Source organism: Piscinibacter lacus, from assembly GCF_016735685.1.
Taxonomy (GTDB): domain Bacteria; phylum Pseudomonadota; class Gammaproteobacteria; order Burkholderiales; family Burkholderiaceae_C; genus Aquariibacter; species Aquariibacter lacus.
In genome coordinates this window covers 1808718-1831092 of the sequence record NZ_JAERRA010000001.1, presented here as the reverse complement: position 1 = coordinate 1831092, position 22375 = coordinate 1808718, and the positions used below count along the sequence as shown (strand labels likewise).

18 protein-coding genes are annotated in these 22375 nt (G+C 72.6%); 15 read left to right on the top strand and 3 right to left on the bottom strand.

Annotation, left to right across the window (positions count from 1 at the left end):
* Positions 1-13: 13 nt before the first annotated feature.
* A complete protein-coding gene (locus JI742_RS08210) occupies positions 14-817 on the top strand; it encodes a sulfurtransferase (protein ID WP_201825446.1) in 804 nt (267 codons plus the stop codon).
* Complete coding sequence (locus JI742_RS08205) at positions 814-1503, top strand: ABC transporter ATP-binding protein (protein ID WP_350309644.1); 690 nt, start codon at positions 814-816, stop codon at positions 1501-1503. The genes JI742_RS08210 and JI742_RS08205 overlap by 4 nt, the downstream gene beginning before the upstream one ends.
* 63 nt (positions 1504-1566) lie before the next feature.
* Here the strand turns inward: JI742_RS08205 and JI742_RS08200 are convergent, their stop codons facing one another.
* The 3 genes from JI742_RS08200 to JI742_RS08190 form a co-directional block, all read right to left on the bottom strand.
* Positions 1567-3249, bottom strand: coding sequence for a hypothetical protein (locus JI742_RS08200; protein ID WP_201825444.1), 1683 nt, complete (start codon positions 3247-3249; stop codon positions 1567-1569).
* Positions 3250-3557: 308 nt separating this feature from the next.
* A complete protein-coding gene (locus JI742_RS08195; RefSeq protein ID WP_201825442.1) occupies positions 3558-4790 on the bottom strand; it encodes a FecR family protein in 1233 nt (410 codons plus the stop codon).
* Between the two features lie 223 nt (positions 4791-5013).
* Positions 5014-5823, bottom strand: coding sequence for an FkbM family methyltransferase (locus JI742_RS08190; RefSeq protein ID WP_201825440.1), 810 nt, complete (start codon positions 5821-5823; stop codon positions 5014-5016).
* A 258-nt stretch (positions 5824-6081) separates the two neighbouring features.
* Between JI742_RS08190 and JI742_RS14060 the strand changes: the two genes are divergently transcribed.
* The 13 genes from JI742_RS14060 (at position 6082) to JI742_RS08125 (ending at position 22373) form a co-directional block, all read left to right on the top strand.
* On the top strand, positions 6082-8682 hold the full coding sequence (locus tag JI742_RS14060) for an FtsX-like permease family protein (protein WP_201825438.1): 2601 nt from the start codon (positions 6082-6084) through the stop codon (positions 8680-8682).
* Entirely contained in the window at positions 8679-9821 is a 1143-nt protein-coding gene (locus JI742_RS08180) for a lipocalin-like domain-containing protein (RefSeq protein WP_236676832.1), read from the top strand. The genes JI742_RS14060 and JI742_RS08180 overlap by 4 nt, the downstream gene beginning before the upstream one ends.
* 78 nt (positions 9822-9899) lie before the next feature.
* Complete coding sequence (locus tag JI742_RS08175; RefSeq protein ID WP_201825436.1) at positions 9900-11708, top strand: ABC transporter transmembrane domain-containing protein; 1809 nt, start codon at positions 9900-9902, stop codon at positions 11706-11708.
* Between the two features lie 38 nt (positions 11709-11746).
* Positions 11747-12586, top strand: coding sequence for a thymidylate synthase (locus JI742_RS08170; protein ID WP_201825434.1), 840 nt, complete (start codon positions 11747-11749; stop codon positions 12584-12586).
* A 3-nt stretch (positions 12587-12589) separates the two neighbouring features.
* Positions 12590-13144 (top strand): dihydrofolate reductase, encoded by a 555-nt coding sequence (locus JI742_RS08165; RefSeq protein WP_201825432.1) that lies wholly within the window; start codon positions 12590-12592, stop codon positions 13142-13144.
* Between the two features lie 116 nt (positions 13145-13260).
* Positions 13261-14037: a hypothetical protein gene (locus tag JI742_RS08160; protein WP_201825430.1), complete on the top strand. Its 777-nt coding sequence runs from the start codon at positions 13261-13263 to the stop codon at positions 14035-14037.
* Between the two features lie 25 nt (positions 14038-14062).
* A complete protein-coding gene (locus JI742_RS08155; protein ID WP_201825428.1) occupies positions 14063-15481 on the top strand; it encodes a DNA polymerase Y subunit UmuC family protein in 1419 nt (472 codons plus the stop codon).
* A gap of 51 nt (positions 15482-15532) precedes the next feature.
* Positions 15533-18913: an error-prone DNA polymerase gene (locus JI742_RS08150; RefSeq protein WP_201826501.1), complete on the top strand. Its 3381-nt coding sequence runs from the start codon at positions 15533-15535 to the stop codon at positions 18911-18913.
* Between the two features lie 75 nt (positions 18914-18988).
* Positions 18989-19270, top strand: a complete 282-nt coding sequence (locus JI742_RS08145) for a DUF427 domain-containing protein (protein WP_201825426.1) — start codon at positions 18989-18991, stop codon at positions 19268-19270.
* A 256-nt stretch (positions 19271-19526) separates the two neighbouring features.
* Entirely contained in the window at positions 19527-20798 is a 1272-nt protein-coding gene (locus JI742_RS08140) for a tyrosine-type recombinase/integrase (RefSeq protein WP_201825424.1), read from the top strand.
* An 82-nt stretch (positions 20799-20880) separates the two neighbouring features.
* Positions 20881-21660 (top strand): ATP-binding protein, encoded by a 780-nt coding sequence (locus JI742_RS08135; protein ID WP_201825422.1) that lies wholly within the window; start codon positions 20881-20883, stop codon positions 21658-21660.
* A gap of 103 nt (positions 21661-21763) precedes the next feature.
* Positions 21764-21979, top strand: coding sequence for a helix-turn-helix transcriptional regulator (locus JI742_RS08130; RefSeq protein ID WP_201825420.1), 216 nt, complete (start codon positions 21764-21766; stop codon positions 21977-21979).
* A gap of 7 nt (positions 21980-21986) precedes the next feature.
* Complete coding sequence (locus JI742_RS08125; RefSeq protein WP_201825418.1) at positions 21987-22373, top strand: hypothetical protein; 387 nt, start codon at positions 21987-21989, stop codon at positions 22371-22373.
* Positions 22374-22375 lie beyond the last annotated feature (2 nt).

Here is a 22375-nt window from a genome sequence, read left to right as displayed (position 1 = left end):
TAGAATCCCGGCCATGCCTGATGCCCCTGCCCCGCCGGACGCCGTGCTGAATCTTGCGGCCTACCGCTTCGTGCCGCTGGATGGGCTGCCGGCGCTGCAGGCTGCGATCCGGGCCGCGGCCGAGGCCGCCGGCCTGCGCGGCACGGTGCTGCTTGCGCCGGAAGGGATCAACCTCTTCCTGGCCGGGCCCGAGGCCGCGGCCCTGGGCCTGCTGGCGCAGCTCGGCCGCATCGATACCCGCCTGGCCGACCTGCCCGCCAAGCAGAGCTGGAGCGAGGCCCTGCCCTTCGCCCGGCTGAAGGTGAAGATCAAGCGCGAGATCATCCGCATGGACCGGCCAGCCGTGCAGCCCGCGGCCGGCCGTGCGCCGGCGGTCGATGCCGCGGCCCTGGCCCGCTGGCTCGATGCCGGCTGCGACGATGCCGGCCGGCCGCTGCGCCTGCTCGACACCCGCAATGCCTGGGAAGTCGACGCTGGCCGCTTTGCCGGCGCGATCGACTGGCGCCTGGACAAGTTCAGCGCCTTCCCCGAGGCCTTGGCCGCAGCGGCCGACACGCTGCGCGATGCCACCGTGGTCAGCTACTGCACCGGCGGCATCCGCTGCGAGAAGGCCGCCCTGCTCGGTGCCGAGCTGGGGCTGCCGCGGCTGCTTCAGCTCGAAGGCGGCATCCTGCAGTACCTGGAGACCGTCGGTGGCCGGCACTGGATCGGCGACTGCGTGGTCTTCGACGAACGTGGCGCGCTCGACCCGGCGCTGCGGCCGGCAAAGCCCGCGCCGCCGCAGCCTGCCGGCGGCGCGACGACACTGGCTGGGTGACCTCCGCCGCGCCCACGCCCCTGCTCGAACTGCAACAGCTCGCCAAGCGGCATGGCGAGGTACCGGTTTTCCGCGAGGTTTCGCTGCGGCTGGAGGCCGGCGAATTCCTGGCCCTGGTCGGCGATTCGGGCGTCGGCAAGTCCACCCTGCTGCATGCGGTGGCCGGGCTGGAGCCGGTCGACGCCGGCCGCCTGTGGCTGGACGGCGAGGAACTGGGCGGGCTGGACGAGGCCGGCTGGGCAAGGCTGCGCCGCGAGCGCCTGGGCTTCGTCTTCCAGGCCTTCCATGTGCTGCCGCAGTTGACCGTGGCCGAGAACATCGGCCTGCCGCTGGAGTTGCTGGGCCAGGCGGCGGACCGCATCCGCGCCCGGGTGGCCGAGATGCTGGAAGCGACCGGCCTGGACGGCCTGGGCGAGCGGCTGCCGGCCCAGCTTTCGGGCGGGCAGTTGCAGCGGGTGGCGATCGCGCGGGCGCTGGTGCACCGGCCGCGTCTGCTGCTGGCCGACGAGCCGACCGGCAATCTGGACCCGGGCACCGCCGCCCGCATCCTGGACTTGCTCGACGCTGCCCGGCGACGGGAAGGCACGGCGGTGCTGCTCGTCACCCATGCCGAGGCCGCCGCCGCGCGGGCCGACCGCGTGCTGCGCTTGCATCCGGACGGACTGCGGCCCGGCCGCGACGGCTGATCGCCGCCACCGCACCGGGCCGCCGGGCACCCGCGCGCGGGTGCCATGCTTTCAACGAGGAACTCAGGTGCCCGTGACGGGCTGCAGCAGGTTGAGCAGGCTGCCGTCGGCATCGCCCAGCAGCGAGCTGACCAGGCCGTCGCCCAGCAGGCCGTCGCTGCCATCCAGCAGGCCGCCCAGCAGACCCCCGCCCGAGCTGTCGCTGCCAAGCAGGCCACCTTCTCCGCCCAGCAAACCGCCGAGCAGGCCACCCTCGCCGCCCAGCAGTCCGCCGAGCAGGCCGCCCTCGCCGAGCAGGCCTCCGAGCAGATCGCCACCGAGGAGGTCCCCGTTCACAAGCTCGCCGCCCAGCAGATCCCCACCCAGGAGACCGCCGCCGAGCAGGCCGCCGAGCAAGCCGTCTTCGCCAAGCAGACCGTCCAGCAGGCCACCGTCGACCGTGTCCCCGCCCAGCAGACCGCCGAGCAAGCCGCCCTCCCCGAGCAGGCCGCCGAGGAGACCGCCCTCACCCAGCAGATCGCCACCCAGCAGACCGTCGAGCAAGCCACCGCCCAGCAGGCCGTCGCCGTCGCCGCCCAGCACCCCACCGAGCAGGCCGCCCTGCAGGCCATCGCCTTCACCCCCGCCCAGCAGGGTGACGAGCAGTTCGTCGACCACGCTGGTCACCGGGGTGAGCAAGCCACCGACCAGGTCGGTCACGGTGTCGAGGGTCGGGGCCAGGGTGCCGGCCAGCAGGGTGTCGTCGCCCAGCAGGCTGCCTACGTCGGTCAGCAGGTCGGTGGCCAGCAGGTCCACCGTGTCAAGCAGGTTGCCGACGGTCTCGGTGCTTTCGCCGGCCAGCACATCGGTGGCCACCAGATCGCCCACCAGATCGGTCAGGTGATCGACCAGATGACTGACCGTGCTGGAAACGGCATGGCCTCCAAGCACATCGAGCACGGGCGTGAGGCTGGCAACGAGGGTGTCCACCTGATCCAGGGCACCGCCGCCGTCGAGCGTCGGGCCGAGCAGGAGCATGTCGACTTCGGTGGTGATGACGTCAACCTGGCCCAGCACATTGCCCAGCAGGGGATCCAGCGCCGCGGCGGTCTCCGAACCCAGCAGGCCGCCCACCAGGCCGGTGACCACGCCCGTGACCTGGTCGACCACGCGGTCCACGCCGGTCGTCAGCGTGGGCGGCAAGGGCTCGGGTTCGGGCGGGTTGTTGTCGTCGTCGTCATCGTCATCGTCATCGTTGAGGGCCGCGGCCGCCGCCACCCCACCGCCCAGAAGCGCCGCAGCCAGCAGGCCGCTGCCGGCCGCTTCGTCGAAGAAGCCAGCGCCGGCCACGGCCGAACTGCTCTTCTTGATCATCACGATCGGCTCGCCTGCGGGGTCGACGATCTCCAGGAAGGACGCATCGCCCGCCACCACCAGCAGATCCGCCGCCGGCGCATCCGGATCGACGGCCGAGGGCCGGACCAGCACCTCGGAATTGGGGGCCACCCGGACCAGGGCCTGGCGGTTGCCCGGGCCGTTGGGTACCAGCACATCCACTGCTTCGGCACCCGTGACCACGCGGTCACCGGCCAGCAGCACCTCGCCGCGGGGCACGCTCACGACGGCGCCCTGACGCATCACGGCCACCGGGACCGACGCATCGCCCGGGGCGGCTGCGGCGGCGGTGCCCAGGTCGACGGGCGCCACCGTCGTGGACGTGGCGTCCGCAACAAAGGCCTCGGTCGGCTCGGGCTGGCTTGAAGTCATGGGGTCTCCTGCACGGGGTTCAAGGACGCGACCCGGAGTTCACTCCGAGCGCTCTTGGCAGGCTAGCGAGCCCGGACGGCAGGAGCGGTGTGCTTCTGTGAGCAGTCGTGAGGCGTGTCAGGAGACGTGTGCATATACCCATTCACCCCCCTCAGACGGGTGGGTTGGGTGTCGGGTTCTGTCCACGGGCGCACTCGCCCAAAAATGATCCGCCACCCCCTGAGCGGGAGTCCCCCATCCGAGCGCAAACGTTTGACGATGCAGCGTCGGCCGATGTCGGAGCGCCTCCCGGCGCTCCGAACAACAAGTCAAATCGGTAAGGCCGGCAAGGGAAGCGCCGAAGTCAGGCCGCCACCAAGGGGATCGAGCAGGGTGGAAACCAAGCCCTCAGCCGCCAAGGCATCCAGCGGCAAGCCCCCCCCGCCCAGCACGCCGGTCAGCGGCGAAGCCGTCGAGAGCAGATCCCCGGAAAGCAACTCGCCCGTCGCGGGCAGCAAGCCGCCGAGAGCACCTCCTCCACCCAGAGCGCTGCTGTCCACCGCAGAAACAACCGGTCCGAGGGCGCCGCCCAGCACATCGGTCAATTGGTCCGCCAGCGTCGCGACCATGGTCACATTGGTGCTGCCACCCAGCAAACCGCCAGCATCACCCAGCAATTGCTCGACCAAAAGGTCCGTTGTCTCGAGCGCTTGGTTGAGTGCCGGTTGCGCCTTGCCGTCGAGCACATCTGTGGCAAGCAGATCGCCGGCCAAGTCGGTCAGGTTGTCCACGAGGTGGTTGACGGTATCCGAAACCGCAGTTCCGCCGAGTACGTCAAGGCTGGGGCTAAGGCTTTGGACCAGTGCGTCCGTTTGGTCGAGTGCGCCGCCTCCCTCAAGCTCAGGCCCGAGAAACAGAATGTCGACCTCTGAGGTGATGGCGTCGAACTGATTCGATGTGTTGCTGAGCAATGCGGGTAGCGGATCACTCGAGCCAGACTCCGCTGCGCCGGCCAAGACGCGGTCAACGCCTGTGGTCAACGTCGGGGGAGGAGGGGGCGGCGGAGGCGGATCATGATCATCGTCGTTCAGTACGAGTGCGAGCAGACCAGCAGCCAACAAGCCCGGTCCAACCGCATCCTCAAAAAATCCACCCGCCGCGACGGCAGCGCTCGCGCTCTTCTTGAGCAGCACGATCGGCTGTCCGGCCGGGTCAACGATTTCTACGAAAGCGGCATCGCCAGCGACGACGAGCAAATCCACGGGCGGGGCGTTCGGATCAATCGAAGCGGGCCGGACGACCACCTCAGAGTTCGGGGCCACCTCAACCATGGCTTGACGGTTACCCGGGCCGTTGGGAACCAGCACCTGCACGGCCTCGGGCCCTGTCACCACACGGTCACCGGCAAGGAGCGCCTCACCGCGCGGAACGTTGACCACGGCCCCCTGGCGTAGTACCGCAGTGCTCGGTGCGCTGGATGCGGCGACCGTCGCGTCTGCACCTGCAACCGGGGTCGATACCTCGACGGCTGCAACTTGAACATCGGTGGGAGAGAGGTTCACAGTGACTCCAGAGTTACATCTCCAAATAGCCTAGCAACCGCTGCTTGCAGCGTCTAGACCTGACCGAAACGTGCTGACAAAAAGCTATCGACTTGACGGGCGCGGCCTCCTTGAGTGCCACGGCTCAAGTAGAAAACGGACTGAACAACGCGGGGAACGGGCTGCTCCACACAATCGCAAAGAACACAACGAGGTGGGCAGCCGTTGCGCCAAGATTTTTGCTTCACGCGGCGTCAGCCGGCATGCCCAGCACCCGCCGGGCGCGATCCCGCATCTCGGCGCGGCGCTCCCGGGGCACGGCGAAGTAGTTGGTCGAGAAGCGCGGGTAGACGTGGCTGTCCATGAAGGTCGAGAGGCTCAGCGGCTCGTCCCTGTGCGCGAGGCGATTGGGCATGTGTATGCCATAGCCCATATCGGAGAAAGCCGTCCACAGCGCCTTCTTGACGGCGTCATCGCCCGGGCCGCTTTCGAACATGATCACGGGCTTGTTGGCGCCCAGGGTTCGCTGGCCGCCAAGTACGACACCGAGTTCCGCCCCCTCGACGTCGATCTTGATGGCATCGACGTCGGTGAAGTCCCGAAGCTCATCAAGCCGCCTGAGCGGCACCTTGATTTCGCGAATCCGCGCAGACGTCCCTTCGGGCCTGGCGAGCGAGCTGTAGCCCGAGGCGAGCTCGTTGACGTAGAAGCTGACTTCCTCGGTCGCATTGCCAAGCGCGCACTGGAAGATCTCGACGCCGGGGAAGGAGCGGCGCAGGTTTTCAGCTTTGTCGGGCATGGCTTCAACCCCGATCACCCGAGCCTGCGGGCAATGCCGCTGGACTTCCGCAAGAATGGAACCGATGTGCGAGCCGATGTCGATGAACACCTTGCCGGGCGCACAAAGCCGGGTGATGAGATAGGTCGAAAGGACATCGTTGGCGACCGTGCCGACGGCCTCCGGGCTGCGCCATGCGGTTCTCAGCAAACTGACCCGGTCACGAAGGCCCAGCAGCCAACCCCCCAAACCCGAACGCAAGAGAACTTGCTTCATCAAGAATCCTGAATCGATGTTGATGGAGACGACAGGATTACGCAAGAGCCAAGCGGCGGCGCTTGAGATTCCATGCCATCGGTACACGATGACGTTAACTCAAAGATCTCGCAAATCATTAAGGGTCCCATCCCTTGGGTGAGGGAGATCAGGCAATCAAGCCGCTTCGATCCATCCCATCAAGCCAACATCGGGCACTCCCCCTCCCCGATGCCCCCGCATCTCGCCCGCACCGGGCGGGCCTCCCACAATGCGGCAATGTTGGCGGCCCCTTCCCTGTTCACCTTGCTGCGCACGGTCTCGCGCCCGGTCTGGCGGGCGCAGCGCCTGCGGCAGGGGCTGGCGGCGCTGGCGGTGGCGCTGGGGGTGGCGCTGGCTTTTGCGGTGCACCTGATCCATGGTTCGGCGCTGGATGCCTTCGAATCCGCCGGACGGCGGGCGGATGCCGCGCCCGACTGGGTGCTGCAGGCGGCAGCCGGCGAATTCGACGAGGGCGTGCTGGCCGAGCTGCTGGCCCTGCCCGCGGTGGCCCAGGCCCTGCCGCTGCTTGAAGCGCGGCTGCAAGCCGCCGGGCCGGGCCAGCCCGCGCTGCGGGTGCTGGGCCTGGACGCGCTGGCCGCGGCTTCGCTGGCGCCCACCCTGCTCCCCCGCCCGCAGGACCGCGAGCCCCTCGCCGCCCTCGACCCCGGCCTGATCTTCCTGAATGCCGCCGCCCAGCAGGCCCTGGGCCTGGCGCCCGGCGCGACGCTGCGCCTGATCGGACCCGGCGGCCAGACCGTGGACCTGACCGTGGCCGGCGACTTTGCCGATGCCGGCCCGCCGCTGGCCGTGATGGACCTGGCCGGCCTGCAGCCGCTGGCCGACCGGCTGGGCCGGCTCAGCCGCATCGAGCTGCGTCTGGCCGAGGGCGTGGACCGCGAGGCTTTCCGCAGCGACTGGCAGCAACGCCATCCGCCCGAGGCCGGCTTGCAGCTCCAGAGCGCGGCCGACCGGGCCAGCCGTCTGGCGGGCGCCTCGCGGGCCTACCGGGTGAATCTGACGGTGCTGGCTGGCATTGCGCTGTTCACCGGTGCCTTCCTGGTCCATGCGGTGCTGGCCCTGGCGGTGGCGCAACGCCTGCCGCAACTGGCCCTGCTGGGCGTGCTGGGCGTGCCGGCGGCCCTGCGGCGGCGGCTGGTGCTGGCGGAATCGGCACTGATCGGCGGCTTCGGCAGCGTCGCCGGCCTGTTGATGGGCGCCGGCCTGGCCTGGTTGGCGCTGCGCCTGCTGGGCGGTGACCTGGGCGGCGGCTACTTTCCCGCGGCGGCCGAGCAGGGCCGAGGCCTGCAAGTGGGCCTGGCGGCGACGCTGATCCACGGCAGCCTGGGCCTGGGCGCGGCCCTGGTCGGCGGCTGGGGGCCGGCGCGCGCGGCCGAAGGCCTGGCGCCGACGCAGGTGCTCAAGGGCGTGGCCACGCTGGACGGGCCCGCCGCCAGCCGCCTGCGCGCCTGGGCCGGCCCGCTGCTGCTGCCCGCCGGCCTGTTGCTGAGCCTGCTGCCGCCTTTGGCCGGGCTGCCGCTGGGCGCCTACCTGGGCATTGCCTTGATGCTGCTGGGCGGCATCGCCTGCGTGCCGGGCCTGGCCCGGCTGCTGCCCGCGCCGGCCTGGGCGCAGGGCCCTGCCCGCGCGCCCGGGGCGGCCGGCTGGCACACCTTGCTCGGCCTGGCGCTGGCGCGCGCGCGGCGCCAGCGCGGGCAGGCCACGGTGGTGGTGGCGGGCGTGGTCGCCAGCCTGGCGCTGTCGGTGGCGCTGACGGTGATGGTCGGCAGCTTCCGCGGCGCGGTCAGCGACTGGCTGGATGCTGTGCTGCCCGCCGCGCTCTATGCCCGCCTCGCACCCGTGGCCGGCGAAACCCCGCCGCTGCCCCCCGGCCTGCGCGAGGCCGCCGCCGCCCTGCCCGGCGTGCGCGGGGTCGACACCCTGCAAAGCCTGGCGCTGCAGATCGATCCCGCCCGCCCGGCGGTGATGCTGATCGCCCGAAGCCTGCCCGAGCGGCCGGAAGACGCCCTGCCGCTGATCGGCCCGCCCTGGCGCGGCCGGGCGCCCGAGCCGGCCGTCTGGGTCAGCGAGGCCTTTGCCCGCCTGCACGGCAGCCAGCCGGGCGACCGCCTGCTGCTGCCCCTGCCCGACGCGGCCGGCCGCCACCGCCCGGTGGCCTTGCGCGTGCACGGCATCTGGCGCGACTACGCCCGCCAGCACGGCGCGCTGGTGATCGACCGCCGCGATCACCTGGCCCTGGGCGGCCGCGACGACGCGCAGGACCTGGCGATCAGCCTGGACGAAGGCGTCTCGGCCGATGCGGTGGCCGAGGCCCTGCGCGCTGCCGCCGCCCGCCTGCCCGGCGGCCAGGGCCTGGAGCTGCAGCGCGCCGACGGCATCCGCCAGCTCTCGCTGGACATCTTCGACCGCAGCTTCGCGATCACCCGCTGGTTGCAGGCCGTGGCCATTGGCATCGGCCTGTTCGGCGTGGCCGCCAGCCTGTCGGCCCAGGTGCTGGCCCGGCGGCGCGAGTTCGGCCTGCTGCTGCACCTGGGCTTCAGCCGCCGCCAACTGCTGGGTCTGGTGACGGCCGAGGCGGCGGTCTGGGCCCTGCTCGGCATCGTGCTGGGCCTGGCCCTGGGCCTGGCGATCGCGGCCGTGCTGATCCTCGTCGTGAACCCGCAGAGCTTTCACTGGACGCTGCCGATGCAGATCGACCCCCTGCCCCTGGCCGGCCTGGCCCTGGCCGTGCTGGCCGCCACCGTCGCCGCGGCCGCGGCCGCGGCCCGGCGCGCCCTGCGGGTCGACCCGGTGCGGGCCGTGCGCGAGGACCTGGGATGAGCCCCCGCCTGCCACGCCGCCCGATGCTGCTGGGCCTGGGCGGGCTGGTCCTGGGCGTGCCGCCGACCGGCCGGGCCGCCGGGGCCGCGGTGCCGCCGCTGCACACCAGCCTGCCGCTGCGCCTGCCGCGCGACCACGGCGCCCATCCCGCCTGGCGCACCGAGTGGTGGTACCTGACCGGCTGGCTCGGCCGGGGCGCGCAGCCGCTCGACGACCCGGCCCCCTGGGGCTTCCAGCTCACCTTCTTCCGCCGCCGCGGGCCGGCGCCGGCCGACCATCCCAGCCGCTTCGCGGCGCGGCAGATCCTGTCGGCCCACGCCGCCCTCACGCCGCCCGGCGGACCCGGCCTGCGCCACGCCGAGGCCCTGGCCCGCAGCGGCTTCGGTGCCGCCGAGGCGGCCGAGGACGACACCCGCGTCCACCTGCGCGACTGGCGCCTGCTGCGCGTGGCCGCCCCCGGCCGGCCGGTCGAGGGACCGGGCCACCACTACCTGGCCGAATGGTCGGCGGGCGGCATGCGCGCGCGGCTGCGCTGCGAGAGCACGCAGCCGGTGCTCTTCCAGGGCGAGCGCGGCTGGTCGCGCAAGGGGCCGGACCCCGAGCAGGCCAGCCTCTACCTGAGCGAGCCGCAGCTCCAGGTCCACGGCGAGCTGCAGGTCGACGGCCGCCGCCACACGCTCAGCGGCCGCGCCTGGCTGGACCATGAATGGAGCGAGGCCCTGCTGCACCCCGAGGCCGTCGGCTGGGACTGGGCCGGCATCAACCTGCACGACGGCGGCGCGCTGACCGTCTTCCGCCTGCGCCGTGCCGACGGCAGCACGCTGTGGGCCGGCGGCAGCCACCGGCCGGCCGGCACGACCGAGGCCCGCGCCTTCGCGCCGGGCGAGCTTCGTTTCCACCCCGGCCGGCTCTGGCGCAGCCCGGCCAGCGGAGCCCGCTACCCCGTCACCTGGACGATCGAGAGCCCCGCCGGCCGCCACACCTTGCGCGCCCGGCTCGATGCGCAGGAGCTGGACGGCCGCGCCTCCACCGGCGCCGTCTACTGGGAGGGGCTGTCGGACGTGTTCGAGGCCGGCGGCCGGCCGGTCGGCCGCGGCTACCTGGAGATGACGGGCTACGCCGCCGCCTTGAAGCTGTGAGCCTGCGCAGCCGGGCGGGCCATCGCCCCGCCTCCTACACTGCCGACGCCCCGCTGCCCGGGGCGCCTCCCCGCACGCATGAGCCCCGCATCCCCCGCCTCCCCCGACGCCGCCGGCCGCCGCCTCAGCCCGCTGCGCGGCCTGCTGCCCTTTTTCCGCCCCTACCGCGGACGGGTGCTGCTGGCCGCACTCTTCCTGGTGCTGGCCGCGGCCAGCACCCTGGCCTTTCCGGTGGCGCTCAAGGCCCTGGTCGACCAGGGCTTCATCGCCGCCGACCCGGGCGAGCGCCTGTTCGCGCTGCGCGGCCACTTCCTGGCCCTGTTCGGCGTGGGCGTGGCGCTCGCGGTGTTCTCGGCCGCGCGCTTCTACATGGTGAGCTGGATCGGCGAACGCGTGACGGCCGACCTGCGCAATGCCGTCTACCGCCATGTGCTGAAGCAAAGCCCCCAGTTCTTCGAATCGACCCAGGTCGGCGAGGTGCTCTCGCGCCTGACCACCGACACCACGCTGGTCCAGACCCTGGTCGGCTCCAGCCTGTCCATGGGCCTGCGCAACACGGTGATGGGCCTGGGCGCCCTGGCCATGCTCATCGTCACCAACCCGGTGGTGATGGCGCAGGTGCTGGGCATCCTGGTGGGCGTGGTGCTGCCGGCGATCTGGGCCGGGCGCAAGGTGCGGCGCCTCTCCCGCGCCAGCCAGGACCGCGTGGCCGACAGCAGCGCCATCGCCGCCGAGGTGCTGGGTGCCATCCCGGTCGTGCAGGCCCACGGCCAGGAGGCGCGCGAGGCCAGCCGCTTCGACGATGCGACCGAACGCGCCTTCGGCACCGCCGTCAAGCGCAGCCGCCTGCGCGCGGTGCTGGTGGCCTTCATCATCGCGGCCACCTTCGCGGCCCTGCTCTGGGGCCTGTACCAGGGCACCCAGGCCGTGGTGCGCGGCGAGATCACGGCCGGCCACCTGGGCCAGACCATCGTCTACGTGATCATCTTCGTCGGCTCCGTGGCCGTGCTGGCCGAGGTCTGGGGCGACCTGCTGCGCGCGGCCGGCGCCAGCGAGAGGCTGCTGGAGCTGCTGCACGGCATCTCGCCCATCCAGGAGCCGCGCGACGCCCAGGCCCTGCCCGCACGCGACCCGGCCGGCGTCGCCCTGCGGCTCGAAGGCCTGCGCTTTGCCTACCCCTCGCGGCCCGACACCCTGGCGCTGGACGGCTTTGACCTGAGCGTGCGCCCGGGCGAGACCGTGGCCCTGGTCGGCCCCAGCGGGGCCGGCAAGAGCACGCTGTTCCAGTTGCTGCTGCGCTTCTACGAGCCGCAGCAGGGCAGCATCGACCTCGACGGCGTGCCCATCGCCCTGCTGCGCCTGGGCGACCTGCGCAGCCGCATCGGCCTGGTGCCGCAGGACTCGACCGTGTTCTCGACCAGCGCGCTGGAGAACATCCGCTACGGCCGGCCCGACGCCAGCGAGGCCGAGGTGCTGGCCGCTGCCACCGCCGCCCAGGCCGACGGCTTCCTGCGCGCGCTGCCCGAGGGCTATGCCACCTACCTGGGCGAGCGCGGCGTGCGCCTTTCGGGCGGCCAGCGCCAGCGCATCGCGATCGCCCGGGCCATCCTGAAGAACGCGCCGCTGCTGCTGCTGGACGAGGCCACCAGCGCGCTCGACACCGAGAGCGAACGCGCCGTGCAGGCCGCGCTGACCGAGGCCATGCGCGGCCGCACCACGCTCGTCATCGCCCACCGCCTGTCCACCGTGCAGCATGCCGACCGCATCGTGGTGATGGAGCAGGGTCGCATCGTCGACATCGGCCGCCATGCCGAGCTGCTGGGCCGCTGCGCGCTGTATACGCGGCTGGCGGCGGTGCAGTTCGAGGGGGACGGAGACCCCGCCTGAGCGGGACCCGCACGCTTCACGCCGACCGAAAATCTGCCATGAGCCCGTCCCCCCTCCCCACCCCCTACGAAGACCTGCTGCGCCATGTGCTGGCCCACGGCGTGGCCAAGGGCGACCGCACGGGCACCGGCACCTTGTCGGTCTTCGGGCACCAGATGCGCTTCGACCTGTCGGCCGGCTTCCCGCTGATCACGACGAAGAAGGTGCACTTCAAGTCCATCGCGCTGGAGCTGCTGTGGTTCCTGCGCGGCGACGGCAATGCCCGCTGGCTGCAAGAGCGCGGCGTGACGATCTGGGACGAATGGGCAGCGCCCGACGGCGACCTGGGCCCGGTCTACGGCGTGCAGTGGCGCTCCTGGCCCAATCCGCACGACCCGGACGGCGGCAGCATCGACCAGATTGCCGAGGCCCTGCGCCTGCTCAGGACCGAGCCCGACTCGCGCCGCATCGTGGTCAGCGCCTGGAATGTGGCCGAGCTGCCCAAGATGGCCCTGATGCCCTGCCATGCCTTCTTCCAGTTCCACGTGGCCCCCGGCGTCGACGGTGGCCGCGGCCGGCTGAGCTGCCAGATGTACCAGCGCAGTGCCGACCTCTTCCTGGGCGTGCCCTTCAACATCGCCAGCTATGCCCTGCTGACCCACCTGATGGCCGCCCAGGCCGACCTGGACGTGGGCGACTTCATCTGGACCGGCGGCGACTGCCACATCTACAGCAACCACCTGGCCCAGGTGCAGACGCAGCTCGAACGCGAGCCCTACCCGCTGCCGACCCTGCTGCTGCGGCGCCGGCCGGACTCGATCTTCGACTACGCCTACGAGGATTTCGAGCTCGTCGGCTACCAGCACCATCCCGCCCTCAAAGCCCCTGTGGCCGTCTGAACCATGTCCCGTCCCGAACTCTGGCTGATCGCCGCCGTGGCCCGCGACGGCGCGATCGGCCGCGACGGCACCATGCCCTGGCACCTGCCGCAGGACCTGGCCTTCTTCCGCCGCGTCACGATGGGCTGCCCCGTGCTCATGGGCCGCAAGACCTGGGACAGCCTGCCCGCGCGCTTCCGCCCCCTGCCCGGCCGGCCCAACTGGGTCATCAGCCGCGATCCCGCCTGGCAAGCCCCCGGCGCCCATGCCGCGAACAGCCTCGACGAGGCCCTCGCCGCCGCCAGCGACTGGGCCCAGGCCCAGGCCGCCCCCGGCGGCCTGCCGCCGGACGGCGTGCCCAAGGTCTTCCTGATCGGCGGCGGCCAGCTCTATGCCCAGGCCCTGCAGCGCGCCGACGGCCTGGTGCTGACCGAGATCGAGCTGGACGTGCCGGATGCCGACACCCGCTTCCCCAACTGGCCGCGCGAAGCCTTCGTCGAGACCCTGCGCGAGGCTGGCGCCGCCGACGCGCCGCTGGGCCATGCCTTCGTCAGCTACCGCCGCCTGCCGCCGGGCTGAGAAGGTGTGAGCGCCGCAGCGGGCGCCCCGGCGGGCGCCGGCGGCCGTGAAAAAGCCCTTGCGACCCAGCCCCCCAGGCTCATCGGGCGAGATGCATATGCTGTACAAATACACATATGTTTTCGTCCCTCCCCCCAGCTCCGGCCGCCGGCCGCGCCCCGCCCTTGCCGCGCCTGGACGGCCTGTGGCGGGCCGACCGCCTGGCGGCGCCGAGCGGGGCCTGCTGCCCCAGCGGGCTGTCCGGCCTGGACGCCGTGCTGCCCGGGCGCGGCTGGCCGCTGGGGGCGCTGAGCGAGCTGCTGATCCCTGCGCCGGCCAGCGGCGAGCTGGGCCTGCTGGCGCCCCTGCTGCAAGGGCACCAGGCCCGGCCGGGCGCGGCGGGGCTGCTGTGGGTCGATCCGCCGCATGGCGTGCAGCGCGACGGCCTGGCCGCCCTGGGCCTGGCCGGGCTGCCGCTGCTGCTGCTGCGTGAGGCCCGGGCGGCGGACACCGCCTGGGCGGTCGAGCAGGCCCTGCGCAGCGGCCTGGCCCTGGCCATCGTCTGGTGGTGCATGCAGCCGCTGCCGGCGCTGAGCCTGCGGCGCCTGCACCGCGCGGCCCAGGGCTCGCCGGCCTGCCTGCTGGTGCTGCTGCGGCCGCTGGCGGTGGCTACGCAGGCCAGCCCGGCGCCGCTGCGCCTGCAACTGGACGCGGTCGCCGGGCCGGCGCTGACGCTGCGCCTGCTCAAGCGCCAGGGCCCGCCGCTGGACCGCTTGCTGCATCTGCCGCGCCCGCATCCCCTGCGCCTGGGCGCAGCGCGCTTGCAGCCGCTGGGGCCGGCCACCGCCCGCCCCGTGTCGGCGCCGCGGCCGGTGCCGCGCAGCGCCGCTGCGCGGCGGCTGGGCCTGGTCTGAAACGCTGTGGACGAAGCCGCCGGCCATGCCACCCCCTTTCTCCCGTCCGCCGCTGTGGCTGGCGCTCTGGCTGCCCGACCTGTCCGGCGCGCTGCGGCCGCGCGACCCGGCGGCCGAGGCCGAGGCGCTGCAAGCCCTGGCGCGGCGCCTGTCGGCTTTCAGTGCACGCATCGTGCTGCGCGACGAAGGCCTGCTGCTGGACCTGGCGCCCACGCTGCGCCTCTTCGGCGGGCTGCGCGCGCTGCTGCGGCGCCTGGCCGAGACCGGCCGGCAAGCCGCCGGGCCGGGCGGCGGCGCCTGGCCCGGGCGGGGTCGCTGGGGCCTGGCGCCGACCGCCACCGGCGCCTGGCTGCTGGCCCAGGCGCCGGACGGGCCGCGCCGGCTGCTGCAGCGGCACCGGCTCCAGCAGCGGCTGGCGACGCTGCCCGTCGACCTGCTGCCCGCCCTGCGGCGCGCCTGGCCGGCCGAACCGGGCGAGGCCGCCGCCTGGCAGCCGCTGGCCGAAGCCCTGGGCTGCGCCACGCTCGGCGCGCTGCGCCAACTGCCGCGCGCCGGGCTGCAGGCCCGCTTCGGGCCCGGCCTGCTGCGCGCGCTGGATCGCGCCTGGGGCGAGGCGCCCGAGCTGCCCGACCTCTGGCAGGTCGAAGACCCCTGGCTGTGGCGGCTGGAACTGCCGGCCCATGAAGAGCGGCTGGAGGCCCTGGCCGCCGCCCTGGCCCCGGCCTGGGCGGCGCTGGCGGCCTGGCTGCAGCCGCGTCGCCGCCAGGCCAGCCGGCTGATGCTGCGGCTGGCACATCCGCAGCGCCGCGAAGCGCAGCCCGACACCGTGCTGCGCCTGGACCTGGCACAGGCCGAGCATCGCCCCGAGCGCCTGGCCGCGCTGATGGGCGAGAAGCTTGCGCGCTGCCGCTTGCCGGCCGCCGTGCGGGCGCTGCGGCTGGACTTGCTGGGCAGCACGGCCGAGGACCCGGGCGAGGGCCAGCTCTGGCCCGGCCCCGAGCAGGACCTGCGCCGCCGCGCCGAGCTGATCGACCGCCTGAATGCCCGCCTGGGCCCCGGCCGGCTGCGCGAGCTGGAAGCCTGCGACGACCACCGGCCCGAGCGCGCCCAGCGCGAGCGACCGGCCCGCGCGCTGCCCCCCTCAAGCACCACCGGCCGCGCGCGGCACGCCCCGCCCGCGCCCCCCGGCCCGCGCCCGCTGTGGCTGCTGGACCGGCCCGAAGCCCTGCCCTGCGACGCCCGCGGCCAGCCCTGGCATGAAGGCGCGCCGCTGCGCCTGCTGGGCCGGGCCGAACGCCTGGAAGCCGGCTGGTTTGACAGCCCCGGCGAGCGCCGCGACTACCAGCCCGCGCTGGGGGCTGACCAGCGCTGGCGCTGGGTCTTCCGCCGCCTGGACGGGCCGGGGGCGGACGGCGCCTGGTTCCTGCACGGCTGGTTCGGCTGAGACGCCGTGGACCCGATCGATCCCGCCTGGGCGGCCGCCACCGGCCTGCCGCTGGAGACCGCGCCCGCCGGCGCAGCGGGCGATGCGGCTGGCCCCGTCCCGCCGGTCGAGCTGGTCTGCCGCAGCAACTTCAGCTTCCTGACCGGCGCCTCGCATCCCGAGGAACTGGTCGCCCGCGCCGCCGAGCTGGGCTATGCCGCCCTGGCACTGAGCGATGAGTGCTCGCTGGCCGGCATCGTCCGCGCGCATGAGGAGACGCGCCGCCAGCGCCTGGCCGGCCGGCCGCTGCAACTGCTGTGCAGCAGCCTGTTCACCCTGGAGGCCGGGCCGGCGCCCGAGCCCGGCCTGCCGCCCGCACCGCTGCGCCTGGTGCTGCTGGCCCGCGACCGCGAAGGCTATGGCGACCTGGCCGAGCTGATCAGCCTGGGCCGCAGCCGCTGCGCCAAGGGCAGCTACCGCCTGCATCCGCAGGATCTGCTGCGCCCGCCCGCCGACCGCGCGCTGCGCCCGGGCCTGCCGGGCTGCCTGATCGTCTGGCTGCCCGAGGGCGCCGCCCCGCCGCCCGCCGAGCCGGAGGCCGCCGACCCGCCGGATGCGGCTGGCCCGGCCGAGCCCCCGCCCGAGCCCCTGCCGCGCTGGCGGGCCCAGGCACGCTGGCTGGCGCAGCACTTCCCGCCCCTGCCGGGCGAACCGCCGCGGGTCGGCATCGGCCTGGTGCTGCTGCGCCTGGGCGAGGACGAAGCCCGCATCGCCGCCCTGGAGGCGGTGGCCGCCGCCAGCGGCCTGCCGCTGCTGCCGGCCGGCGACGTGCTGATGCACCGCCGCTCGCGCAAGCCGCTACAGGACACGCTGAGCGCCATCCGCCTGGGCAAGCCGCTGGCCGACTGCGGCCGCGCCCTGGCGCCCAATGCCGAGCAGCACCTGCGCGACGCGCTGAGCCGCGCCACCCTGTTCCGCCCCGCCTGGCAGGCGGCGGCCTGGGACTTCGCGCGGCGCTGCCGCTTCTCGCTCAGCGAGCTGCGCTACGAGTATCCGGACGAGCTGGTCCCGCCCGGCCACAGTCCGGCCAGCTACCTGCGTGCGCTGACGGCCGCCGGCGCCGCGCGCCGCTATCCGCAGGGTGTGCCGGCTGCGGTGAGCGAGCAGATCGAGCGCGAGCTGGCCCTGATTGCCCTGAAGGCCTACGAGCCCTTCTTCCTGACGGTCTACGACGCGGTGCTCTTCGCACGCGGGCGCGGCATCCTCTGCCAGGGGCGGGGCTCGGCGGCGAATTCGGCCGTCTGCTACTGCCTGGGCATCACCGAAGTCGACCCGCAGACCGCGAGCCTGCTGTTCGAGCGCTTCATCAGCGTCGAGCGCGACGAGCCGCCGGACATCGATGTGGACTTCGAGCATGAGCGCCGCGAGGAGGTCATCCAGTACCTCTATGCCAAGTACGGCCGCCAGCGCTGCGCGATGGCCGCCGCGCTCAGCACCTACCGCGTGCGCGGCGCGGTGCGCGAGGTGGGCCAGGCCCTGGGGATCGCGCCGGCGACCATCGAGCGCCTGGCCGGCAGCCTGCAGGGCTTCGACGCGCCCGAGACCCTGCCGCAGCGCATGGCCGAGCTGGGCCTGCCCGCGGAGGCGCCCGGCCTGCGGCGCTGGCTGGGGCTGGTGCAGCAGCTCATGGGCTTTCCGCGCCATTTGTCGCAGCACAGCGGCGGCATGGTGATCGCGCGCGGGCGGCTGACGCGGCTGGTGCCGATCGAGCCGGCCGCGATGGACGGCCGCAGCGTCATCCAGTGGGACAAGGACGACCTCGAAGCCCTGGGCCTGCTGAAGGTGGACGTGCTGGCCCTGGGCATGCTGAGCCTGCTGCGGCGCGCGCTGGCCGGCCTGACGGCCTGGCGGGGCCCCCTGCCCTCGCCCGAAGGGCCGCGGCCCTGGACGCTGGCCGACATCCCGCGCGAGGACCCGGCCACCTACGCCATGATCCAGCGCGCCGACACCGTCGGCCTGTTCCAGATCGAGAGCCGCGCCCAGCAGGCCATGCTGCCGCGGCTGCGGCCGGCCTGCTTCTACGAGCTGGTCGTGCAGGTGGCCATCGTCCGGCCCGGGCCCATCCAGGGCGGCATGGTGCATCCCTACCTGCGCCGCAAGCAGGGGCTGGAGCCCGCGCACAGCCCCTATCCCGCGCTGGACGAGGCCCTGGGCCGCACCCTGGGCGTGCCGATCTTCCAGGAGCAGGTCATGCAGCTCTGCATGATCGCCGCCGGCTTCAGCGGCGGCGAGGCCGACCAGCTCCGCCGCGCCATGGCCGCCTGGCGGCGCAAGGGCGGCGTGGGCCATTTCCACGCCCGCATCGTCGAGGGCATGACGGCACGCGGCTATGCGCGCGACTTCGCCGAGCAGCTCTTTCGCCAGATCGAGGGCTTCGGCGAATACGGTTTCCCGGAAAGCCATGCCACCAGCTTCGCGCTGCTGGCCTACCTGAGCGCCTGGCTGAAATGCCACGAACCGGCGATCTACCTGGCCGCCGTGCTGGACGCGCAGCCCATGGGCTTCTACGCGCCCGCCCAGCTCGTGCAGGACGCGCGCCGCCATGGCGTGGCCGTGCGCCCGGTCGATGTGCAGCGCAGCGACTGGGACTGCCGGCTGGAGCCGCCCGAGGCCGAGCCGCCCGGCCCGGCCGAGAGCGCTGCCATCGACGGCCCCGCCTGGCCCGATCGCGGCCGGCCCGGCCAGCCCGCCGTGCGCCTGGGCCTACGCCAGGTGGCGAACCTGGCGCAGGCGGACGCGCAGGCCCTGGTCGAGGCCCGCCAGGCCGGCGGACCCTTCCGCGATCTGGACGATCTGCGCCGCCGCAGCGGCCTGGGCCGCCCGGCCCTGCAGGCCCTGGCCCGGGCCGATGCCCTGCGCCGCCTGGCCGGCCGGCGCCGCCAGCAGCTCTGGGCCGCCAGCGCCCCCGGCGCCGTGCTGGCCCTGGACGGCCTGGGCGCTCCCGCCGAAGCCCCGCCGCCCCTGCCCCCGATGGCCGAGGCCGAGGCCATCGCGCAGGACCATGCGCAGCTCGGGCTCTCGCTGCGCCGCCATCCCCTGGCCCTGCTGCGCCCGCGCCTGGCCGCCCGCGGCCTGCGCAGCGCACGCGAACTGGCCGGCCTGGCCGACGATCAGCCCACCTGGGCCTGCGGCCTGGTGCTGATGCGCCAGGCGCCCGGCACCGCCGGCGGCACCGTCTTCCTCAGCCTGGAGGACGAGACCGGCTGCACCCAGGTCATCGTCGACCGCCGCCTGCGCGAACGCCAGCGCACGCCGCTGCTGCAGGCCCGCCTGCTGGCCGTGGCCGGCCGCTGGCAGCTCAGGCACGGCGTCGGCCAGCTGCGTGCGCGCCACCTGCTGGACCTGAGCGACTGGCTGGGCGCCCTGCAAGCCCCCGCGCGCAACTTCCGCTGATCGCCCGCGGCGCGTCACGGCGGGCGGGATCGCCGAGACTTCCCGCCTTCTTCCCCACCCCCCGGAAAGCCCCTCATGAAAGCCCTCTGGAAAGGCGTCGTCGTCGCCGAAAGCCCCGACACGGTCGTGATCGAAGGCAACCACTACTTCCCCGCCGCGGCCCTGAACCCGGCCTACACCCTGGCGAGCAACACGCGCACCACCTGCTCGTGGAAGGGCGAGGCTCGCTACCTGAGCCTCTTCGTCAACGGCGAGGTCAACCCCGACGCCGTCTGGACCTACCCCGAGCCCAAGGAGGCCGCCGAAGCCATCCGCGGGCGGGTGGCCTTCTGGAAGGGCGTGCAGGTCGTCGAGTGAGTGCCGACCGGGCGCTGGCATGATCGGGCGCCCTGCCCCTGCCTAAGCTTGTGACCGTGCCGATGCAATTCGCGACCTGGAACGTGAATGTGTGCTTCAGGCGGCCTCACAAAGCTACACATAAAGATCACAAGTGCCCGCCGCTGCGGGCTTTTTCTTGTCAATTAACTTCACGGCGCTTCGCTGCATCGCGTAGACTTTGTGTAGCTAGATGCGTAGCTAGACCTCCTAGCTACACAACTCCTAGGGCTGCACCGTGGCGAAGCAGATCGACAAGCTGTCCGACCCCCAGATTCGGCGCTGGATCAAGGCCGGGACGCCCGTCGCCAAGGCGGACGGCAACGGGCTGACGTTCACGCTGTCGGCAGCCGGGACGGCGGCGTGGGTGCTGAGGTATCGCTTCGGCGGCAAACCGCGCGAACTGACGCTGGGCCAGTACCCCGACGTGTCGCTGAAGGAGGCCCGCAAGCGGGCCGGCGAAGCCCGCGCCCAGGTACAGGCCGGAGCCGACGTGGCGCGCGAGCGGCAGCGGGAGAAGACCGAGTTAGCGGCCGCCAAGAGCTTCAGACAACTTTCCGACGACTACATGGCGAAGGTGTTCCCGACGCTGGCCGCCAGCACGGTGAAGCAGCGGCGCCAGCATATCGAGGGCGTCATCGGCCCGAGGCTGGGCAGCATGACCGCGCGTGAAGTCACCACCGCCGACGTGGTGCGTTTCATCGAGGCCCTGCACCGCACCAAGACGCCGGCCGTCATCGAACTGGTCTTCACGGCGCTGTCGGAGATCTTTAAGCACGGCGTGGCCCGGCATGCCGTGACCGCGAACCCATGCGCTGGCGTGTCCGTGGCGGCGATCATCGGCAAGGCCGAGCCACGCCGACAGCGGCTGAAGCTGACCGAAGCCGAGCTGCGCGCGGTGCTGCCCGCGCTGCCCACCATCGGCACCGACAACGCGCTGGCCGTCAAGCTGCTGTTGCTGACCTGTACCCGCATCGGCGAGCTGACAAAGGCCGAGTGGGCGCACGTCGATTTCGGCCGGGCCGAATGGTTCGTGCCCGACGCCAATTCCAAGACCGGACGAGGCTTCACGGTGCCGCTGGTGCCGGCCGCGCTGGCGTGCTTCGCGGCGCTGAAGCCGCTGGCCTGCGGTTCGCGGTTCGTGCTGCCCGCACGCCAGACCCGGCGCACCCGCAACCACGGCGGCGCGGAAGTGCCGTTCGAGCAGCGCACGCTGAACGCCATGCTGCACAAGCTGTGCGACGCGCTGGGCGAGAAAGTGCGGCGCTTCACCCCGCACGACCTGCGATCCACGGCACGCAGCCACCTGGCCGCGCTGGGCGTCAACGTCATCGTGGCCGAACGCTGCCTGAATCACTCGCTGGGTGGCCTAGTGGGCGTCTATGACCAGCACGACTACATGACCGAACGCCGGGCGGCGCTGGAAACGTGGGCGTCTTTCGTGCTGGCCTGCGAGGCCGGCGAGCCCTGGCGCCAAGACAACGTGATCCCGATTCGGGCCGCTGCATGACGCCGGCGACCTGACCCGTTTGCCACGCCTAGCCCGAGGCTGATCCCCGAGGGCGAAAACCGGTTCACCTTCACAGGCTGGCGTGGCACCCATCGAAGGGGCGCACGAAGGGGCGCTGATGATCGACGGATACGATTCCAAGAGCTGCAACGCGCTGCAACGCCCGTTCTACAGACCGGTGGAAGCCGCGCTGCGCTGGTGCAACCTTACCCAGCACGAGGGGATGATTCTTCAATCGCTGGGCGATGACCACATCCCGAAGACCGGACAGTTTCCGCAGTGGCCGTGCCTTCAGGCGAACACCGAAAAGATTCTCGACGCGATCCTGCACGGTGAAATTCCGCACGGCCGGGATGGGAAGTCAGTTCCCGCTGGCGAGCATGTGGCACGGCCCAGGCTGACGGTGCGGCATACCGACCTGCGCGAATGGATGGTGAAGTACCACCCAGGACGCAAGCCGGCATTCCTGTTCGATGAGATCGAGCGCAGCGCGCATGCTGCGATCAATGCGGACTCCTTCAGAGCATTGCAGGCTGACCGTGACGCGGCCCGAGCCGAGCTTGAGCAGGCGCGCAAGTGGGGCAACACCATCGTGGCCGAGCGTGACGCGCTGTTGGGCGAACGGGATTCGCTGCGCGCGATGGTGGACAAGATGGCCGTTCCTGGCGAGCGAGCAGAAGCCACCTACCTGACCATCATCGGCGCCCTGCTGGAACTGGTGCGCACCCCGCGCAGCGGCCGGGACAGTGACGCGGCCGTGATCCGCGAACTGATCGAGAACTACAGCGACAAGCCCGGCATTTCCAAGACCACGCTGGAAGCCAAGTTCGCCGACGCGCGGCGCCGGCTGCATTCGACCTGACGCCCCCGCTGGGGTAGTCGCTGCCCCTGTTGGGGTGCCCGATGGCGGGCTGATCCATAGATTCCATGTCGTTCCTTCACCCCGTATCACGAGGTATGACGACATGGCACAAGACCCCCGCCCCTTCGGCGAACTGCCCGCGACGGGCTACGTTCGCCAGTCCCAACTGATCCCTGCCCCGGTGCCGTTTTCGTCGGCGACGCTGTGGCGCCGGGTGAAGGCCGGGACGTTCCCCAAGCCGGTGAAGCTGTCCGAGCGTGTGACCGCCTGGCGCGTGGAAGACGTGCGCCAGTGGCTTGACGCCCAGGCCGCGCGGTGAGGCCGGCATGGATGCCCAAGACCACGGCACTGTGCCGGGCTTGGCCGCGCCTGAGCTGGCCCACCACGATGTTGTTGACCTGGCACCGCTGGGCACCGCTGCTGCGCATGCTGTGGTGACGCGCACCAGTGAAAAGGCCCCCGACGCGGCAAACGTCGGAGGCCCGGTGCAGACAGAAACGCAGCGCCTCATTTTCGAGCAACCCACCGACGACGGCAAGCGGTTCGCCACGCTGCGGGCGCACCTGGCGCTGAAGGGCTACAGCCTGCACCGCACGGCGCCCGGCGATGGGCCTGTGTGCTTCTACGTCACCCGCTGGGGCATGGCGCGCGAGCTGCGCGACCTGGCGGCCGTGGCGCGGTTTCTCGATCAAGTAGGGGGTGCCCATGCGTGAGG

Coding starts and splice junctions, on each gene's coding strand:
- JI742_RS08190 (WP_201825440.1), bottom strand. CDS start 5,823: ATGAAGCAAGTTCTCTTGCGTTCGGGTTTGGGGGGTTGGCTGCTGGGC.
- JI742_RS08175 (WP_201825436.1), top strand. CDS start 9,900: ATGAGCCCCGCATCCCCCGCCTCCCCCGACGCCGCCGGCCGCCGCCTC.
- JI742_RS08200 (WP_201825444.1), bottom strand. CDS start 3,249: ATGACTTCAAGCCAGCCCGAGCCGACCGAGGCCTTTGTTGCGGACGCC.
- JI742_RS08130 (WP_201825420.1), top strand. CDS start 21,764: ATGGCACAAGACCCCCGCCCCTTCGGCGAACTGCCCGCGACGGGCTAC.
- JI742_RS08170 (WP_201825434.1), top strand. CDS start 11,747: ATGAGCCCGTCCCCCCTCCCCACCCCCTACGAAGACCTGCTGCGCCAT.
- JI742_RS08210 (WP_201825446.1), top strand. CDS start 14: ATGCCTGATGCCCCTGCCCCGCCGGACGCCGTGCTGAATCTTGCGGCC.
- JI742_RS08180 (WP_236676832.1), top strand. CDS start 8,679: ATGAGCCCCCGCCTGCCACGCCGCCCGATGCTGCTGGGCCTGGGCGGG.
- JI742_RS08155 (WP_201825428.1), top strand. CDS start 14,063: ATGCCACCCCCTTTCTCCCGTCCGCCGCTGTGGCTGGCGCTCTGGCTG.
- JI742_RS08145 (WP_201825426.1), top strand. CDS start 18,989: ATGAAAGCCCTCTGGAAAGGCGTCGTCGTCGCCGAAAGCCCCGACACG.
- JI742_RS14060 (WP_201825438.1), top strand. CDS start 6,082: ATGTTGGCGGCCCCTTCCCTGTTCACCTTGCTGCGCACGGTCTCGCGC.
- JI742_RS08160 (WP_201825430.1), top strand. CDS start 13,261: ATGTTTTCGTCCCTCCCCCCAGCTCCGGCCGCCGGCCGCGCCCCGCCC.
- JI742_RS08165 (WP_201825432.1), top strand. CDS start 12,590: ATGTCCCGTCCCGAACTCTGGCTGATCGCCGCCGTGGCCCGCGACGGC.
- JI742_RS08125 (WP_201825418.1), top strand. CDS start 21,987: ATGGATGCCCAAGACCACGGCACTGTGCCGGGCTTGGCCGCGCCTGAG.